This is a genomic window from Arthrobacter wenxiniae (assembly GCF_013376105.1).
Classification (GTDB): Bacteria; Actinomycetota; Actinomycetes; order Actinomycetales; family Micrococcaceae; genus Specibacter; species Specibacter wenxiniae.
Window position 1 is genome coordinate 173,203 of record NZ_JAAMFM010000005.1, and the last position, 17,445, is coordinate 190,647.

Annotated in this window: 15 protein-coding genes; 6 read left to right on the forward strand and 9 right to left on the reverse strand. The window is 70.4% G+C overall.

Features of this window, described 5'->3' with window-relative positions; genetic code table 11:
- Nucleotides 1-2: 2 nt before the first annotated feature.
- The 3 genes from ahcY to G6034_RS19730 form a co-directional block, all read right to left on the reverse strand.
- Nucleotides 3-1,508 (reverse strand): adenosylhomocysteinase, encoded by a 1,506-nt coding sequence (gene ahcY / locus G6034_RS05935; RefSeq protein ID WP_176634176.1) that lies wholly within the window; start codon nt 1,506-1,508, stop codon nt 3-5.
- 45 nt (nt 1,509-1,553) lie between these two features.
- Nucleotides 1,554-1,733 (reverse strand): hypothetical protein, encoded by a 180-nt coding sequence (locus G6034_RS05940; RefSeq protein WP_176634177.1) that lies wholly within the window; start codon nt 1,731-1,733, stop codon nt 1,554-1,556.
- A 232-nt stretch (nt 1,734-1,965) separates the two neighbouring features.
- A complete protein-coding gene (locus G6034_RS19730) occupies nt 1,966-2,376 on the reverse strand; it encodes a DUF3499 domain-containing protein (RefSeq protein ID WP_343037950.1) in 411 nt (136 codons plus the stop codon).
- Nucleotides 2,377-2,451: 75 nt separating this feature from the next.
- Between G6034_RS19730 and G6034_RS19735 the strand changes: the two genes are divergently transcribed.
- On the forward strand, nt 2,452-2,955 hold the full coding sequence (locus tag G6034_RS19735; RefSeq protein WP_246295326.1) for a metallopeptidase family protein: 504 nt from the start codon (nt 2,452-2,454) through the stop codon (nt 2,953-2,955).
- Nucleotides 2,956-2,985: 30 nt separating this feature from the next.
- On the opposite strand, the gene G6034_RS05955 is transcribed toward G6034_RS19735, so the two are convergent.
- From G6034_RS05955 to G6034_RS05965, 3 genes are all read right to left on the reverse strand, one after another.
- On the reverse strand, nt 2,986-4,776 hold the full coding sequence (locus G6034_RS05955; protein WP_176634180.1) for a DUF5719 family protein: 1,791 nt from the start codon (nt 4,774-4,776) through the stop codon (nt 2,986-2,988).
- Entirely contained in the window at nt 4,769-8,041 is a 3,273-nt protein-coding gene (locus G6034_RS05960; RefSeq protein ID WP_176634181.1) for a glycosyltransferase, read from the reverse strand. The genes G6034_RS05955 and G6034_RS05960 overlap by 8 nt, the downstream gene beginning before the upstream one ends.
- A gap of 230 nt (nt 8,042-8,271) precedes the next feature.
- Entirely contained in the window at nt 8,272-8,793 is a 522-nt protein-coding gene (locus G6034_RS05965) for a WhiB family transcriptional regulator (protein WP_176634182.1), read from the reverse strand.
- A gap of 590 nt (nt 8,794-9,383) precedes the next feature.
- Between G6034_RS05965 and G6034_RS05970 the strand changes: the two genes are divergently transcribed.
- Nucleotides 9,384-10,208: a TIGR03089 family protein gene (locus tag G6034_RS05970; RefSeq protein ID WP_176634183.1), complete on the forward strand. Its 825-nt coding sequence runs from the start codon at nt 9,384-9,386 to the stop codon at nt 10,206-10,208.
- Between the two features lie 49 nt (nt 10,209-10,257).
- Here G6034_RS05970 and G6034_RS05975 read toward each other — a convergent pair whose 3' ends face one another.
- Nucleotides 10,258-10,761, reverse strand: coding sequence for a GtrA family protein (locus tag G6034_RS05975; protein WP_176634184.1), 504 nt, complete (start codon nt 10,759-10,761; stop codon nt 10,258-10,260).
- 201 nt (nt 10,762-10,962) lie between these two features.
- Here G6034_RS05975 and G6034_RS05980 point away from each other — a divergent pair, with 201 nt between their 5' ends.
- The 4 genes from G6034_RS05980 to manA are packed head-to-tail and all read left to right on the forward strand — an operon-like array spanning nt 10,963 to nt 15,598.
- A complete protein-coding gene (locus G6034_RS05980; RefSeq protein ID WP_176634185.1) occupies nt 10,963-12,120 on the forward strand; it encodes a 5-(carboxyamino)imidazole ribonucleotide synthase in 1,158 nt (385 codons plus the stop codon).
- 14 nt (nt 12,121-12,134) lie between these two features.
- On the forward strand, nt 12,135-12,701 hold the full coding sequence (purE, locus tag G6034_RS05985; protein WP_176634186.1) for a 5-(carboxyamino)imidazole ribonucleotide mutase: 567 nt from the start codon (nt 12,135-12,137) through the stop codon (nt 12,699-12,701).
- The gene (locus G6034_RS05990; RefSeq protein WP_176634187.1) at nt 12,698-14,308 is read left to right on the forward strand and encodes an LCP family protein; all 1,611 of its coding nucleotides are present in this window, start codon (nt 12,698-12,700) and stop codon (nt 14,306-14,308) included. The genes purE and G6034_RS05990 overlap by 4 nt, the downstream gene beginning before the upstream one ends.
- Nucleotides 14,309-14,350: 42 nt before the next feature.
- Nucleotides 14,351-15,598 (forward strand): mannose-6-phosphate isomerase, class I, encoded by a 1,248-nt coding sequence (gene manA / locus G6034_RS05995; RefSeq protein WP_176634188.1) that lies wholly within the window; start codon nt 14,351-14,353, stop codon nt 15,596-15,598.
- 127 nt (nt 15,599-15,725) lie between these two features.
- Here the strand turns inward: manA and G6034_RS06000 are convergent, their stop codons facing one another.
- Both G6034_RS06000 and G6034_RS06005 read right to left on the reverse strand, forming a co-directional pair.
- Complete coding sequence (locus G6034_RS06000; protein WP_176634189.1) at nt 15,726-15,989, reverse strand: hypothetical protein; 264 nt, start codon at nt 15,987-15,989, stop codon at nt 15,726-15,728.
- Between the two features lie 436 nt (nt 15,990-16,425).
- Nucleotides 16,426-17,433, reverse strand: coding sequence for a lipid II:glycine glycyltransferase FemX (locus tag G6034_RS06005; RefSeq protein ID WP_176634190.1), 1,008 nt, complete (start codon nt 17,431-17,433; stop codon nt 16,426-16,428).
- Nucleotides 17,434-17,445: the final 12 nt, after the last annotated feature.

Here is a 17,445-nt window from a genome sequence, read left to right on the forward strand (position 1 = left end):
GCTCAGTACCGGTAGTGGCCGGGCTTGTACGGGCCCGCCGGGTCCAGGTCCAGATACGCGGCCTGCTCCGCGGTGAGCTCGGTCAGCTCCACGCCCAGGGCGGCCAGGTGCAGCCGGGCCACCTTCTCGTCGAGAATCTTCGGCAGCACGTAGACGTCCTTGCCGTATTCGCCGCTGCCTGTCTTTGCTGTCCCGGCCTTGGTGAAGATCTCGACCTGGGCGATGACCTGGTTGGTGAAGGAGTTGGACATGACGAACGACGGGTGGCCCGTGGCGTTGCCCAGGTTCAGCAGGCGGCCCTCGGAGAGCACGATGATGGAGCGCTCCGTGTCCGTTCCCTTAGCAAAGACCCACTCGTGGACCTGCGGCTTGATCTCCACTTTTTCGACGCCGTCGATCTTGGCCAGGCCGGCCATGTCGATCTCGTTGTCGAAGTGGCCCACGTTGCCCACGATCGCCTTGTTCTTCATCTTCAGCATGTCCGCGGCCGAGATGATGCCCAGGCCGCCGGTGGTGGTGATGAAGATGTCGCCCTGGCTGATGACAGACTCCAGCCGGGCCACCTGGTAGCCGTCCATGGCGGCCTGGAGCGCGCAGATCGGGTCAATCTCGGTGACGATGACGCGCGAGCCCTGTCCGCGCAGGGCTTCGGCCGCGCCCTTGCCGACGTCGCCGTAGCCGCAGACCACGGCCACCTTGCCGCCGAGGAGCACGTCCGTGGCGCGCATCAGCCCGTCCGGGAGGGAGTGGCGGATGCCGTACTTGTTGTCGAACTTGGACTTCGTGACCGAGTCGTTGACGTTGATGGCCGGAAACAGCAGCTTGCCCTCGGCGGCCAGCTGGTAGAGGCGGTGCACGCCGGTGGTGGTTTCCTCGGTGACGCCGTGGATCTGCGCGGCGATGCGCGTCCACTTCTGCTTGTCCTGCTTGAGGGACTCCCGGAGGACGGCCAGGAAGACGGCGCCTTCCTCGGACTCCGCGTCCGTGGTGTCCGGGACCGCCCCGGCGGCCTCGAATTCGGCGCCCTTGTGGACCAGCATGGTGGCGTCGCCGCCGTCGTCCAGGATCATGTTGGCGCCCTTGCCGGGATCCTCAGCCGCGCCGGGCCAGGTGAGGATCTGCTGCGCCGTCCACCAGTAGTCCTCGAGGGACTCGCCCTTCCATGCGAAGACGGGCACGCCCTGCGGGTTCTCCGGCGTCCCGCTGCCCACCACGACGGCCGCGGCGGCCTCGTCCTGCGTGGAGAAGATGTTGCACGAGGCCCAGCGGACTTCGGCGCCCAGGGCCGTCAGCGTTTCGATCAGCACGGCCGTCTGGACCGTCATGTGCAGGGAGCCGGCAATGCGGGCGCCCGCCAGCGGCTGGCTGTCCCTGTATTCCTCGCGCAGGCTCATCAGGCCGGGCATCTCAAATTCGGCCAGGCGGATCTGGTGCCGGCCGGCGGCGGCCAGGCTGATGTCCGCGACCTTGTAGTCTGCCGGGCTGAGGGTGGTGGCTGTGCTGCTCATGGGCGGGTCCTTTGCTGTGCGCGGGGTTGTCGGGAGGTGCGGGGGTCAGGGGGCCAGCTGCTCGGGGCGCAGCAGCAGGGCGATGCCCCCGTCGATGGCGTAGCGCAGCGGCACGCCGTCCGGGCCCGGCGCCGTGGTGCGCAGTTCGTTGCCCTCCTGCACCAGGGTGGAGCCGGTCACCGGGCAGCGCAGCACGCTCAGCAGTTCATCGCTCATTCTCGCCATGGGATTCCGTTCTTCTCGGGTGGCCCGTGCCTTGGTTTCCCTGCAGGGGCCTTGGCTGACCAGTCTAGTCAGGATGGCTGCGCCGCGCCCGCCGGTGTGGCGGCGCATTGCGGTCGCTACAGTCGCTCGGTTGCAATCGGGGCACTTTTAGCCAACCCTCCCGCCCAATTGCGCGGGAGCGTTCGCAAAAACACCCCCGGTTGCAACCGGGCGTTCGCAAAAACACCCCGGGTCAGTCGCGCAGGATGTGCAGGTGGCCGCGGCGACCGGCGCCCGGCGTGCCGGCCTGGACACTGCGCGGGGTGGCGCGTGGCCTCTCCAGCGTGGGGCGGGCCTCGCGCTGGGGGGCGGGTCCGGCGTCGTACGGGTCAGCATTGGCGGCCTCGCGCACGGCGTCGGCGAGGGCCAGGAGGTCGTCGGGCCCGGGCGGCGGGGGCGAGTCCGAGCGCGCGAGCCGGATGACGTCCCAGCCGCGGGGCACGGTCAGGCGGGCCGAGTGCTTGGAACAGAGGTCGTAGCAGTGCGGCTCGGCGAACGTGGCCAGCGGGCCGAGGACGGCGGTGGAGTCGGCGTAGACGTACGTCAAGGTGGCCACGGCCGGCTCGCGGCAGGCTGATCGGGTGCATTGACGAAGGGTTCCCACGATTCCCAAGATTACCCGTGTTTGGCCAAATTTCCCGCCACGGCGCACCTGGCCGGCGTGAACTAGAGTGAAATCATGCAGTCCAATGCTTCGGATCCAGGTTTTCGCGTCACCTTCGATGGCGGACCCGCCTCCCCCGCGCGTCCCTTCGCCCGGCGCCGGCGCAACCGCCACGACCGGGGGCTGCGCGGGCCGCTCCTGCTGCCCGGGCTCCCGGGTGCCCGCACGCGCAGCGAAAAGTTCGAGGACCTGGTGGTGGATTCCGCCGAGCGCCTCCGCGAACTGTGGAGCGCGCAGCTGGCCGATGTGGAATACCTCGTGGAGGAGGTGCCTGACAGGCTGGAGGCGCTCATTGCCTCCGGCGCGCAGGCCCCGCTGGGCAAATTCACGCCCGCCCCGGAGTCGGGCCATCCCCTGATCGTGATTTACCGGCACCCGGTGGAGGCCCTGTGCGACGCCCCCTGGCAGGTGCGCGATCTGGTCCACGAGGTCCTGATCGAGCAGGTGGCAGGGCTGCTGAACATCGACCCGGACACGGTGGACCCCATGTTCGGCCGCTTCCGGCACGGCGGCAGCTGAACCGCACCCCGGCCTGTCCCCCGCGCCCCGTCAGTACCCGGTGGTGATTTCCAGGCTGTGCAATTCCTCCCCGGTGCCGGCAAAGGGCAGCACCGCGATGTCCGCCGAGCCCTTGCTGCCCAGCAACTGCGTGCCGTAGGCCGGTTCCCCGGAGGCGGACACCAGCGCAGCCGCGGCGTCCTTGCCCAGCAGTGCGGCAGGATCCACCACGGTCGTGACCCCGGCCTTCAGCTCCACCGTCTTGGCCGCACCCAGCACGCCCGTGGCGGACACCGGCACCAGCGTCACGGTGGCGGCACCTTCCGGCGCGGTGAACGCGAAGCTGGAATCCACTCCCCCGGGCAGCGTCGCCAGGTGGTTCACGCCCAGCCGGCCGCCCGAGGGGGCGACGGCGAGGTCCACGGCCTTCCCGGCCTTCGTTGAATTGACCAGGCGGACCCCGGCCACCACGGCGGAATCGGACTTCACGCTGAGGGTGTAGGTGCCCTGGGGCAGCCCGGACAGCGGCAGCGTGCTGACCTTGCCGGCGGCGGCGGTGAAAACCCCGCCGTCGGGAAGGGCGGCCTGGCCCGACGGGCCGTAGGCCTTCACCTCCACGACGGCGTCGCTGGCGCCGGGAACCGTCACCTGCAGCGCCGTGGTGGCGTCTTCGTAGCCGGCCTGTGCGGCGACCTTCGCGGCGGCGGCCGGGTCCTGGACCCGCACGCCGGCAATGACGGTGCCGGCGGCCGGACCCTCGGACGGCTGCAGGAAGTCCACGCCTCCGGGTGTGAGGCCGCGCAGCACGGACTGCTGGATGAAGCCGGTGACGGCGCCTCCCGTGCTCCTGACATGCACCGTCAGCTGCCCCTGGTCGGGCGCCAGCCCGGACAGCACCACGGCGTGCGACGCCCCGGGCGCCAGCACCAGCGCCTTGCCGCCGGGCGCCTGGATGGGCCCGGCCGCACCAAACAGCTCCAGGGAGACGGTGGCCGGGCTCTTGGTCGAATTGGCCAGCGTCAGCACGGCCGTGCGGCCCACGGTGGTGCTGGCGCCGGCCAGCCAAAAGTCGTTCGACGGCGTCTGGCACGTCGCCGCCGCCAGCCCCTGGAGGTCGCCGTCACCCGCCGCCACCACCACGGAACCGGCGCTGCGCGCGCTCTCCCCGCCAAGCGGCAATGCCTGCAGGACCGACGCCGTGCCCACGTTCCTGCCACTGACGACGGCGGCCCTCGCCTTGGCCTCGCCTGTCAGGGGCGCCAGGGTGGCCGGGGCCCCTGCGGAGGCCGTTGGCGCGTTCTTCGGTGCCTGCGAGATGGTGAACAAGGGACCGGAATTGGCGCCCAGGCCGTAGACCGAGGCGCCCGGCAGGACGCCGTCGGCGTTGCTCAGCGCGAGGGCGTTGAGCATCGTGGTGGTCGAGGAGGAGTTCGGCGAAAATTCCGGGTCGGTGCCGGCGGCCGAGCCCGTGAGCAGCTGCGCCGGCCCGGGGCAGTTGGCCAAGGTGACGCCGACCGGCAGCACCTGGGCACGGGGGGTCACCTGGGCCGTGGCATTCAGGCCGGGAAGGGCTGTGCCGGCGGCCACGGCCACCACGGCCAGGGCCGCCGTCGTCGAGCCGGCCAAAACTGCCGGCCAGCGGCGTGGGCGGGCACGGGCCATGCGGCGCGGCGCCCGTGCCGGCTTCGCCGCGGCGGACGGCCCGGCAGCCTTGCCCGGCTTTCCAGCCTTGGCGCCCTTCTCCGCCTTCGCCGCGCCGGCCGGATCTGCGGGCGCGTTCCGCGAAGCCTCCCCCGATGGTGCGGAAGCCTTTTCAGCCTTCTTCTTCTGGTCCTCAGACACCTCTACCTACCTTGTGCAATGACGCCTCGTCCCGATATGCGCCGGCCCAGCCCCGCCGTGCCCGGACCGGGACGGCCAGCAGCACGGTCAGCCCCAGCAGCACGATCTGCGCCAGGCCCATGAGTCCGTCCCAGGGTTCCACATAGCGGATTTCAAGTCTTCCGGCGGCCGCGGGCAGTTCAAACGCCTGCGACCAGCCGTCCTTCACGGCCGTGAGCTCCTTGCCGTTGAGCCGGGCGTGCCAGCCGGGATCGTACCGTTCGGCCAGGACCACGCGGCGGCCGGCGTCCCCGGCGGGCACGGCCGTGTCGACGCCCGTGCCGTGGGAGGGCACCGGGGCCACGGCGTCGCCCTTGGCGTTGACCAGCCGGACACGGTTCACCACATCCGTGGCCCCGCTCTTCTGGTAGGTGGGCTGGACACGCCACAGCCAGCCGGAGTCGGTGGGGCCCACGGTGTCCAGGCCGGGCACGGCGTCCAGTTCACCGGCCACCAGTTCCGCGGCAGTGTCACCCTTTTGCAGCACCACAAAGCCCACGCCGAGCTGGAGGAACTCGGGCCGCGGGTCCACGCCCGACTTCGCCATCAGGGCGGCCACGGTCTCGCGCAGCATGGCCGCGGCCGCGTCCGGAGCCCGGACGGCCTCGGCCCCGGGCGCACCCGTGATGTCCGCGGCCGAGGCAATGGTGGACATGGCGTCCAGCGTGGTGCCCGCGCCCTGCATCAGGGTGGCCTGCACGCCGCCGCCGGGGAGCACGCGCAGCACCACGGTCCGGCTTGCCTCGGGGCCGGTGCCACGGTCCGCCGCCGTGGCGGGAAGGGTCCCGGCGTCCGACGGTGCCACGAGCGACGCCCCCGCCAGGCCCGCCGCATGGCCCCGCAGGCTGTCCACCGTCCACAGGCCCAGGCTGGCCACGGGTGCGGCCACGAGGAAAATGGACAGCACGACGGCGGTGGCCCGGCTTCCGCCCTTGGGCCGCCCCGCGCTGCCGGAGGGGCCGTACGCGCGGTGGTACACGGCGTCGAACCCCAGGAGCGCGGCGCCCAAGAGGGCAAACAGGGCCACGGAGACGGCGGGGCCGTTGAAGGGGGTGGCCAGCGTCGTTCCGTCGAGGGAGACGGCCAGCAGCTTGGAGCCATAGGCAACGGCCAGGGCCAGCAGCGCCACGAGCCACAGGGTGCGCACGGTGCCGGAGCGGCGCAGCGGCGCAAACAGGGCCAGGAACGCCGCCACCACCACGGGCCCGCCCACCAGCAGCACTGCCGCCCATGTCCAGGCCGCGCCGCCGGCCGGCAGGTCCGGCATGGGCGCCACCGCATTGGGGAAGCCGAGCAGCTGCTGCCACAGCGGGCCCGGGTGGCCGGCCAGGGGCACGCCGGGATCGCCCAGCAGCGCGCGCGGATTGGCCCGGGCGGACCAGGCAAAGGGCAGGTACAGGGCAACGGAGGGCACCAGCGACCACCACATGGTCCTGCCGCGCCGGCCCAGGAAGATCGTGGCGAGCAGCACCGCAACAACTGCCAGCGGGAACAGGGTGGGCGCGGCGGCGGTGACCGCGGCCAGGGCCAGGCCGGCGGCCGCGGCGGCCGTCCACGAAGGGTTGTGGTCCACGCCGGGCCGCCCCAGCTTGAAGGTGGGCCGCGGGAGCTTGGGGGTGGACCGCGGCGAGGCGGCCGTTGCGCCACGCCCGGCCTCCGGCGGAAGGCCTGTCGGCGCGTGCGCCGTCACCGCACCGCCGGCGGCCCGGACCAGGCCGAGCACCACCAGTGGGATCAGCACGTGGGCCAGGAGGGCGCCCACGCGGCCCTCGCCCAGCGCTGTCTGGAGCACCGGGGCGCCGGCCCAGACCAGGCCTGCCACGAGGCGCGGCCAGCGGTTGCGGGAGAATGCGCCGGCGGCAAGCCAGCCGGTGAATGCCGACAGCGGGATGGCCAGGACCACCAGCCAGAGCACGGCCGCGGAGGCGTTCCCGAACCCCGCAGCGCCGAGCAGCCACAGGACAAAGTTGAAGGGGTCCCCGCGGCCGGGCAGGCCCGATCCCAGCGAGACCCACCAGTCCGTGGCGTGCTGCCACACGCTGCCCAGCTGCGCGGAGACGGGCAGCAGTCCGCCGCCGGTCAGGGCGGAGGCGCCCAGGAAGCGGCCGAACACCACGAGCGAGAGGACGGCCAGGAGCACCACCAGGCCCAGGGCGCTGACAAGGGGTGCGGTGCGGCTGGCGGCCAGGGGCGTGACCGCCTCATGGTGGATGTCGCCGGTGGGCTCGAGGATGGACGGTCCCGACTGCGAAGGATCGGCCGGATCCTCGTCCGGTCCCACGGCCTCGCGCAGCGACTTGAGCTGGTTGCGGGCCTCCGCCGGCGTGGCCAGCAGCCCCTTGTGCGCGGACCGGGACTGGACCCTGCTGCCTGCCAGGGCGCGGCGGCCGCGGGCCAGGGCCACCGGGCGGAACAGGCCGGCAAAGGTGGCGCCGAACATCTGCACGGTGTGGCCCGGCGCCTTCAGCAGGAAGCCGGCAAAGAGCCAGTAGACGGCGGACAGCGCGGTGCCGCCGGCCAGCAGCGGCAGCTCCCACAGCGGGGCGTGCTTGAGCCTGGTGTAGATGGCGGCCCGGCGGGCGGCGGTGGGAGACCCCAGCGGGTTGGCCCGGTCCACCACGTGGAAGATCCTGGCGGCGGGAACCACCAGCACACGGTGCCCGGCCAGGCGGACGCGGGCGCAAAAATCGATGTCGTCGCCGGGGCCGGGGAGGGCAGGGTCAAAGCCGCCCAGTTTGTCCCACACGTCCCGGCGCACCAGCATGCCGGCGGCGTTGACGGCGAAGAAGTCCGAGCGGCCGTCGTGCTGGCCCTGGTCCAGTTCATCGAGGTTGACGAGGGCAAAGCGGTCAAAGAACCTGCTGGCCTTCAGCCCCACGTCCACGAGCTTGCGCGGCTGGTCCCAGTCGAGCTGCTTGCAGCCGGCAACCATGGCGGTGGTGGAGCGCTCGACGGCGTCGAGCAGGCGTTCCAGCGCGTCCGGGGCCGGGGCGGCGTCATCCTGCAGCAGCCAAATCCATTCGTGCGCCGACGCCGTCGACGGGCCGGCGTCCCGGGTGCCGGCGTCGGGGACAGGTGCCGCGGGGCCGGGCACGGTGCTGGGGGACGTGCCCTCGGAGGGGGCACCGGCGTCGTGCGCGGGGGAAGACTGGCTGGGCGATCCGGCGCCCACGGCGGCGGGCACCCGGGGGTGGGACCGGGGGTGGGTCTTTTGGTAGTCGAGCACCGCCTTGACGGCGGCGCCGTACCCTCCGCGCCGGCCGTCGAAGTTGATGACGTTGCGCTCGCCCAGTTCCTTGCGCAGCAGCTCGCCGGAATTATCCGTGGAGCCAACGTCGGCGGCAAGGATGGCGGTGGCCTGGCGGGTTTGGGCCGCCAGGGCACTTAAGACCGTGGGGAGGTAGGCACCGCCGTTGTGGGCGACCAGAACGGCTGTGACTTTTACTGCTTCAAGAATTAGACCGCTCGCTTCCGCAGCCGCCGGCGTTCACGCTCGGACAGGCCGCCCCAGATTCCAAACCGCTCGTCATTGGCGAGAGCGTACTCCAGACACTGTGCCTTGACGTTGCAGGCGCCGCACACCTTCTTGGCGTCGCGGGTGGAACCACCCTTTTCCGGGAAAAATGCCTCCGGATCCGTCTGTGCGCACAAAGCGTCCGTCTGCCAGCCTAGTTCACCCTCGTCGCTGAAGTCGTCAAGGCCGGGCCGGAACCCGATCCACACGGGCACCGCACCGCCGTGGACCTCCGGCGCACGGGTGCCGGTTTCAGCGCCGCCTTCACGTTCGTGTCCGCTCAAGAAGGCGGTGGCCGCATCCTCCAGGGAGTTGCGGCTGGCCTGCTCGTGGTTTGCTGCAGCCTCAGGGTCCGCCGGGTCCACAAACCAGTCGGACGGCACCCCTTTCAGCCGGTACTGCGCCGCGGCCTGCACCTGCACAGACCCACGGTTGTTCTGTACACTCAGCTGCGCTTGCCCCATGATCGTCCTCCTGAATGTTGCCGTCCTGGCGTCCGCGGCCGGAGCGTCCGCATAATGCGGACCTTCCCCCTTCGGCGGCGGCTCGTGCGTCTAATTACATCGGTGTAAGTCACCATTCGTCAAGCGGGCGGGCGATCATATCCAGTTACTTGTACGTACCGGCTGCGCGCCACGCCCGGAAATTTCATGCCAAGGGGCGCATGCCTTCGCCGATTCCGGCCGCGCGGCTGGGAGGATCCTGAGAATTCCCGCGGGATTTGGCGCATTTCCGCCTGACGGACATGACGCGCGTGTGACGCATTTCACGTGCGGATTTGCTATTTGTACAATCGAGGGAATTATTGGTACCGGCTCGTCTGCGCGTGGGTTCGCAGCCTCTGGGCCGGTCTGCCGCGGACAGCGCTGTTCCACCGCCGGACAACGCAATGTGCCCCGGCATGGTGTTCGTGGACATGCCGTTTGGGCCCTGGTCCCGGCTGCGGGGGCGGGTCCCGTTGGGTGAGGACGGGGCGGAGCTCCGCGGACGCTGACCGCTGCACCGCGCCGGGCGCATGGGGGGAATCGGCGTCCGGCGTGGAAAGATCGGTCTCATGCCCCATGTCTCCAGTACGGTTCCCCAGCTTCTCGACGCCCTGCGGACCCTCAACCCGACCGCCCCCCGCCTGACCTGGTACGGGCCCGACTCCGAACGCGTGGAACTCTCCGGGCGCGTGCTGGAGAACTGGGCGGCCAAGACCGCCAACTTCCTGGCCGACGAGCTCGACGCCGAACCCGGCACGGTGGTTGCCCTGGACGTTCCGGTGCACTGGCGTTCCCTGGTGTGGCTGCTCGCCATCTGGGCCGTGGGCGCCACGGCTGTTGCGGGGGGCCTTCCCGCCGCGTCCGAGGCGTGGGACCGGGCCGACATTGTGGCCACGACCGAACCCGCCGCGGCTGCCGGGCGCCTGGCAGGAATGCGGACGGGGGGCACCGGGCGCAACCCGGTGCTGGTGGCCGTGGCCCTGCCCGCGCTGGCCATGCGTTGGATGGGCGCGCTGCCGGACGGCGCGGTGGACTATTCCGGCGAGGTCAGGTCCCACGCCGACGTGTTCCACGCCAACGACGAACCGCCGGCGGACGGCACCGCCTGGGAAACCTCCGGGGGCAAGGCCACGTTCGCCGGGCTGCTGGCACCCGCGGCCGGTGCCGGGACGGGTGGCGGGCAACCCGCGGGGCCGGCCCAAGGCGGGCCAACAGGTGGCGGCGCCAACGCAACGGGACCACAGCGGGTGCTGCTGGAAGCGCGGGACGGGTGGGACGGCGTCGTACGTGCCGCCCTGCAGGCGTGGGCAGCCGGCGGGTCCGTTGTCCTGTTGGACCCGTCCGTGGAGGCAACGGACCGGATGCGATCCACGGAAAACGTCACGCGCGGATAGGACGCCGCGAAATGCCGTCCCACCCACGGGCGGCGGCGCGGCGGGGACGTCAGTGCTTGGGGTCGGACTCGAGGAGCTTGCGGTCGTGCTCGAAGCCGGGCTCGGTGTCCAGCTCCTCGGTGAACACCCAGAAGCGGTAGGCGAAGAAGCGGAAGATGGTGCCCAGGACCAGGCCCACCACGGAGCCGGCAATGAAGTCGGCGGTCTTGGATTCGAAGCCCAGGACCCAGTGCGACACATAGACGCAGGCGCCGGCGATGATGATGCCGATGCCGTTCATGATGATGAACATGGTCACTTCGCGCAGGATGTTGGCCTGGCGGCGGTGCCGGAACGTCCAGTACCTGTTGGCAACCCAGGAGAACAGGGTGGCCACGACGGCGGAAATGATCTTCGCCTTGGTGGGATGCCCCGACATGGACCCGTTGAGCAGCCACAGGTAGATGCCGGAGTCTATGACAAAGGCCACCCCGCCCACGACGCCAAATTTGGCCACTTCACGCCAAAACAGGCCGATAAGCCCCTTGATGCGTGCCGTGATTGCCTTGAACATGGTCCTCCGTGAAGCCTGTGGCGCACGAGGTTTGGCGCCAAAACCCGGGGGGATCGCCCCCCGGCACCTTACAATTCTACGGCGCGCCCGGACCCCGGCAGTGCGAAAACCGTTCCGGAAAAGCTGGCAGATTGCCGGGAACGCACCCCGGCAGGAGCGTCAAGGCGGGAATCGCCGCGCTCTTTCGGTACTCTGGGGACTGTGACTTTTCCTGTAATCGGCGTCGTGGGCGGCGGCCAGCTGGCGCGCATGATGGCCCCGGCGGCCGTAGCCCTTGGTTTTCATTTGCATGTCCTGGCCGAAGCGCCGGACGTGTCCGCCGTGGACGCCGTGGCCAACGCGCCGGTGGGAGACTACCGCGACCTGCAGACCCTGCGGGAGTTTGCCCGCGGCGTGGACGTGCTGACGTTCGACCACGAACACGTCCCCGGCGAACACCTGCAGGCGTTGATCGCCGAAGGCGTGAACGTCCAGCCCCGCCCGGACGCGCTGATCAACGCCCAGGACAAGCTCGTGATGCGCGCGGCCATCGAGCGGCTGGGCCTGCCCAACCCGGCCTGGGCCGCCGTCGCGTCCGTTGCGGACATCACGGCCTTCGGCGACGCCACCGGCTGGCCCGTGGTGCTGAAGATGCCGCGCGGCGGGTACGACGGCAAGGGGGTGGCCTTCCTGCGCAATGCCGGCGACGCCGCAGAGTTTGCCGGCAGCTGGTTTGAGGCCATGACCCCCCTGCTCGTGGAAGAGGCCGTCGACTTCTCCCGCGAACTCTCAGCCCTGGTGGCCCGCACGCCGTCGGGCGCGGCGAAGGCCTGGCCGGTGGCGGAATCCCGGCAGGTCGCCGGTGTGTGCGACGAGGTCATCGCCCCGGCCCCCGGTCTGCCGCCGGAAGTGGAGGCCGCCGCCGAGGCCGCCGCGCTGAAGATCGCCGCTGAGCTGGGCGTCACCGGCGTCATGGCCGCCGAGCTCTTTGAAACCCCCGGTCGCGGCCCCGGCTACCTCATCAACGAACTCGCGATGCGCCCGCACAACACGGGCCACTGGACCATGGACGGCGCCGTGACGGGGCAGTTTGAGCAGCACCTGCGCGCCGTCCTGGACCTGCCGCTGGGTGCCACGGGCGCCCTTGGCGACGTCGTGGTCATGAAGAACTTCCTCGGCGGCGCCAACCAGGACCCGTTCAGCGCCTACCACAAGGCACTAGCCGCCGAGCCCACGGTCAAGGTGCACAGCTATGGCAAGTCGGTGCGCCCGGGCCGCAAGATCGGCCACGTCAACGTGATCGGTTCCAGGGGCGACGACGTCGCGGCCGTCCGTGCCCGCGCCGCCACCGTGGCAAACATCATCCGCGACGGACAGTAAGGACCCGCACCGCCATGACCACTGCACGCACGCCCCTGGTGGGCCTTGTGATGGGCTCGGATTCCGACTGGCCCGTCATGGAAGCCGCCGCCGCGGCCCTGTCCGAGTTCGGCATCCCGTTTGAGACCGACGTGGTCTCCGCCCACCGCATGCCCGCGGAAATGATCGCCTACGGCCAAGGCGCGGCCGCGCGCGGCATCCGCGTCATCATCGCCGGGGCCGGCGGCGCCGCCCACCTGCCCGGCATGCTGGCCTCCGTCACCACCCTGCCCGTGGTGGGCGTGCCCGTGCCGCTGAAGACACTCGACGGCATGGACTCGCTCCTGTCGATCGTGCAGATGCCCGCCGGCGTCCCGGTGGCCACGGTGTCCATCGGCGGCGCCCGCAATGCCGGCCTCCTGGCCGTGCGCATGCTGGCCTCCGGCACGGACGCGCCGGCCGTTGAACTGGCCGGCAAGCTGGCCGCGTTTGCGCAGGAACTCAACAGCCAGGCGTCCGCCAAGGGCGCCGCACTCCGCGCGAAGGCCGGCGCCAACTACCCCCTGGCCGTCATGCCGGAACAAGGCCAAGGGAACATATGAGCTTCAGCAGCCCCAAGGTGTCCCGCGCCTCCAACAAGCCACCGGTGCTGACCGACCCCGTCCGCTACCCGGAATCGGCTCCGGCGCCCATGCGCTCCAAGCGTGCCTGGCTGCTGCTGGCGCTGACCCTCCTTGTGCCCGGGAGCGCCCAGGTCGTGGCGGGGAACAAGCGCCTGGGGCGTCTGGCCCTGCGCTGCACACTGGTGGCATGGGCACTGGTGATTGCCGCCGTCGTGCTTGCGCTGCTGAACCGCGAGGCGCTGCTGAACCTCTTCACGAACCCGCTGACGTCCCTGGCCCTGGTGGTGCTGCTTGCCGCCGCCGCCGCGGGGTGGGCCATCATGTTCATGAACACGCTGGCCATCATCCGGCCCTCCCTCCTGGCGCCGGGCATGCGCGGCCTGGTGGCGGCGGCGCTGGTGGTGCTCATGGTGGCCACGAGCGGCACCCTGGGCTACGGGGCGTACCTGCTGAACACGGGCCGCAATGCCATTGGCAGCATTTTCGCGTCGGGGCCGGATATGAAACCGGTGGACGGCCGCTACAACTTCCTGGTCATGGGCGGCGACGCCGGCGCCCAGCGGATCGGACGGCGCCCGGACTCGATCATTGTGGTCAGCGTGGACGCCAAGACCGGCCAGGCGGCCACCATCAGCATCCCGCGCAACCTGCAAAACGCCCGGTTCTCGCCGGGGTCCCCGCTGTGGAAGGCATACCCGGACGGCTACAACTGCGGCGACAACTGCATCATCAATTTCCTGTACACGGATGTCACCGAAAACCACAAGGACCTCTACCCGCACGCCGCGGACCCCGGCGCGGAGGCCATGATGGACGCGGCCGGCGGCGTCCTGGGCCTGCAGATCCAGGGCTACGTGCTGGTGGACATGGCCGGCTTCTCAAAGCTGATCGACGCCCTGGGCGGGGTCAAGATCAACGCGGGCGGCTGGGTGCCGCTCACCGGCGCCGACATTCCCGGCACCACGGCGCACGAGCCCCCGACCGGCTGGATCCATCCCGGCGTGCAGACGCTCGACGGCTACCACGCCCTGTGGTACGCCCGCTCCCGGCAATGGGTGCTGGAATACTCCCGCAGCCAGCGCCAGCAGTGCATCCAGCAGGCACTGCTCAAGCAAATGGACCCGGCCACGGTGCTCACCAAGTTCAATGCCATCGCCGACGCCGGCACCAAGGTCATCGAGTCCGACCTGCCGGCCCAGCAGCTGGGCAGCTTCGTCTCGCTGGCGCTGAAGGCCAAGAGCCACGACCTCAAGCGCCTCACGATTGGCCCCCCGGACTTCCCGGTCGAGTTCTCCACCTACCCCAACTTCGGCCAGATCCACAAGCGGGTCCAGGACCTGCTCAACCCCCCTGCGCCGAAGCCGGCCGCACCGGCGCCGAAGAAGTCCGGCACGTCCGCCGGACCCGCCGCGCCGGCACCGGCCACGACCACCCCGCCCCCGGCCGCTCCGGCGGCTCCGTCCGCTCCGGCGGCTCCGTCCGCTCCGGCCGTCACCCAGCAATACCTGCAGCAGCTGGCCATCAACGGCAACGATGAAATGCTGACCATGCTGCTCGCCAACAACGGCACCTGCTCACCGGGGTAGGCGCAATGTCCCGCCCGGCCCGCCACCTTCAGGAGAGAACACATGTTTGCGCTGACCAATGTCCTTCGCGACTACCCGTGGGGGTCCGCCACGGCCATCGCGGACCTGCTGGGCACCAGCCCCAGCGGCGGCCCCGAGGCCGAACTGTGGCTGGGGGCGCACCCGGACTCCCCGTCCATTGCCCACACCCCTGAGGGCCCCGTTGCGCTCGATGCGCTCATTGCCGCGCACCCGGACACCATGCTGGGGGACGACGCCGTTGCCACCTTTGGCGTGCGGCTCCCGTTCCTGGCCAAGCTGCTTGCCGCCAACCAGGCCCTGTCCCTGCAGGTGCACCCCACCCTGGAGCGCGCCCGCCAGCGCTTTGCCGATGAGGAAGCGGCCGGCGTGGCCCGGGACGCCGCGGCACGCAACTACAAGGACGACAACCACAAGCCCGAGATGCTCTTCGCCCTGACCCCCTTCGAGGCACTGTGCGGCTTCCGGCACCGCGGCGAGGCCGCGGAGCTGTTCCGGGCGGTGGCGGACTCGATCACGGCAGCCGGCGCCGGGGTACCCGAACTGCTGAAGGTGGTGGCCTCGGCGCTGGCCGCGGACATGGCCGAGCCCATGGCGATCCGCAGTGCCTTCGAGGCGCTGATTGGCGGCGGTGAGGCGTCGGCCGAACTGGTGGACCTCGCGGCGTCGTCGCTTGCCCGGCAGGACGCGGACGGCACGCTGGACGCGGCGCTGCGGACCGTCGTCGAACTTTCCCTGCAGTTCCCTGGCGATCCCGGCGTGCTGATTTCGCTGCTGCTGAACCGGGTGTCGCTGGTGCCGGGGCAGGCCATCTACCTGCGGGAAGGCAACATCCACGCGTACCTGTCGGGGCTCGGTGTGGAGGTCATGGCGTCCTCGGACAACGTGCTGCGCGGCGGGCTGACCGGCAAGCACGTGGATGTGCCCGAGCTGCTGGCGACAGTGGATTTCAGTTGCACGGACGTGCCGTTCGTGCCCACCCGGACCACGGAACTCGGCCAGCAGCTGTGGGAGCCGCCGGTCACCGAATTTGTGCTGCAGCGGGTGGAGCTGGCGCCCGACGGCGGGCCGGTGCCGCTGCTGCAGAACGGGCCGCTGGTGGTGCTGGCCGTGGCCGGCGCCGTGCTGCTGGATTCCCCGCGTGGCGACATGGTCCTCCCCCGGGGCGGTTCGGTGTTTGTGCCCGCCGCCGAAAATCCGGTCATGGTCCACCCGCATGTTTCCGCTGCCGGGCAGCCGTCGGTGGTTTTCGCCGTGACGGTGGCAGGGTAGCCCCCGCCCTCCAGGGCAGGCAGCCTGGATCGGCCGGCAGGGCCCTCCCATCCGCCCATTCCTGGTGCGGCTGAATCGGTGGTGCAGATAATGCGGTAACCGAAATCGATGCCGCCTCCGTGACGCGTCAGGGGTTCCAACCCTGCCGCGCGAGTGCCTGCCGGAACCTCTCAACCACCCGGTTGTCGCCGCGTTGCAGGCCTTTGGTGAACACCTTGACCTGCAGCCAGCCGTGGTCCGCCGGAGCAACCAGCTCGTCCAGATTGAGGATCCCGGCAAGGTCCAGCATGGGTCTGGCCGGCGTGGTGACGGGAACTCCGTCGACGAGAATGACTTCTTCGGAACCCAGTTCCCGCTTGTCCCCGATGGCTCCCTTGCGGCGTGGAATCACTGTTCCAGCGGGCCTTTCCAGGTGGGTCAGCCCTGGCTCCTCATGACCATATGGCATCGGGAGCCCGTGCCGGATGGCGGCGGTGGTGTGGGAAACGTGGCATTCGACGCCGAGCTCCACGTACGGCCGGACCCGGTCCAAAGGCGGCTGGGAATTCCCGCGCGGGACCCGGCGCGCACCTTCACGAGTGGTGAAGGAACGCGTGGCCAAATGTTGTGGCAATTCCGGGCGGCATCCCATGCCCCACATTCCTCGCCGGCTGCCAAAATCCTGCCCAGAGTTGTCCACAGCCCGGTTCCAGCCTCCCGAGCCGGAAATCGGCGGTGCACCTGATGCGGCCACCACAATTCGGCGGTGCGGAGAAGGCGGGCCGGCCGCCGGTCAGCCCGCGTTATCCGCACCATCAACACCGGGCCCGCGCGTCAAGGGGCCCCGCCTACCGCTTGAGCAGCCCGCGGGCCTTCCGTACGGCCCGGCGGCCCAGCGGCAGCGCCTTTGCGAACACGGGGTACAGCGGCGAGAGCCCCTTGTCCCACGTGCCGGCGAGCATGTCCTCATGGTCCGCGAAGCCGAACTTGAACTTGGAGACGCCGTCGTTGAGCAGGCCGTTGAAGTCGTAGCGGACGATCCCGCGGGCTTTCATCTCCTGGATGGCCAGCCACTTCAACGAGAAATTGGCCCGCAGCCCGCTGCCCGCGTCGGTCATGCCGCCATAGAGCTCAAACGCGGTGGCGTCGCTGGCTGCCAGCCACAGGAAGGAAACCACCGTGCCGCCGTCGAATGCGGCATAGACCGGTGACCCCTGCCCGAGGTTGTTGAAAATGTCCAGGTAGTAGCCGTCCGCGTGGATGCCGAAGCCGGCACGCCGGGCAGTTTCCTTGTACACGGCCAGGCACTGCGGCAGCTCGGCGGCGGTGACGGCCCGGTATTCCAGCGCCTCGCGCCCCGACTTGCGGATATATTGCCGGGTCTTCTTGGACATCGCGGCCAGAAGCTCGTCTTCGCTGCGGTTCAGGTCCAGGATCAGCGTGCGGGGGATGAGGATGGTGCTTTCGCTGCGCCGCCAGCCCGCCGCGGGCAGCGTCGCCGAGGGCACGGCCGCCGCGTCCCAGTCAGGTTCGATGCTCAGGGCCACGGACCTGTGCACGTCCTTCACATGACGCACGACGACGTCCAGCACCTCGATCTCCCGGCCCGCCGCGGCCTGTGGTCCCCTGGCCAGGTACGCGAGCGCCCGGAAGGGGAAGGGCAGCCTCCGCAGCAGGATTTGGGCCGAGCCGACCAGCTCCCCGGCGGCGTCCCTGACCAACACGCGGTCGACGCTCCAGTTGTGCGCGGCCTTGGTTTCACCCCAGCCCCACAGCTGCATGGGGTGGCCCTGCTGGGCGTTTACGGCGGAATCCCACTGTTCGCGGACATGGCAAGGCACAGCACTCAAAGTCATGCTTCAACCCTA

Coding starts and splice junctions, on each gene's coding strand:
- G6034_RS05990 (WP_176634187.1), top strand. CDS start 12,698: ATGAGCTTCAGCAGCCCCAAGGTGTCCCGCGCCTCCAACAAGCCACCG.
- purE (WP_176634186.1), top strand. CDS start 12,135: ATGACCACTGCACGCACGCCCCTGGTGGGCCTTGTGATGGGCTCGGAT.
- G6034_RS05965 (WP_176634182.1), bottom strand. CDS start 8,793: ATGGGGCAAGCGCAGCTGAGTGTACAGAACAACCGTGGGTCTGTGCAG.
- G6034_RS06005 (WP_176634190.1), bottom strand. CDS start 17,433: ATGACTTTGAGTGCTGTGCCTTGCCATGTCCGCGAACAGTGGGATTCC.
- manA (WP_176634188.1), top strand. CDS start 14,351: ATGTTTGCGCTGACCAATGTCCTTCGCGACTACCCGTGGGGGTCCGCC.
- G6034_RS05975 (WP_176634184.1), bottom strand. CDS start 10,761: ATGTTCAAGGCAATCACGGCACGCATCAAGGGGCTTATCGGCCTGTTT.
- G6034_RS19735 (WP_246295326.1), top strand. CDS start 2,452: ATGCAGTCCAATGCTTCGGATCCAGGTTTTCGCGTCACCTTCGATGGC.
- ahcY (WP_176634176.1), bottom strand. CDS start 1,508: ATGAGCAGCACAGCCACCACCCTCAGCCCGGCAGACTACAAGGTCGCG.
- G6034_RS05940 (WP_176634177.1), bottom strand. CDS start 1,733: ATGGCGAGAATGAGCGATGAACTGCTGAGCGTGCTGCGCTGCCCGGTG.
- G6034_RS05970 (WP_176634183.1), top strand. CDS start 9,384: ATGCCCCATGTCTCCAGTACGGTTCCCCAGCTTCTCGACGCCCTGCGG.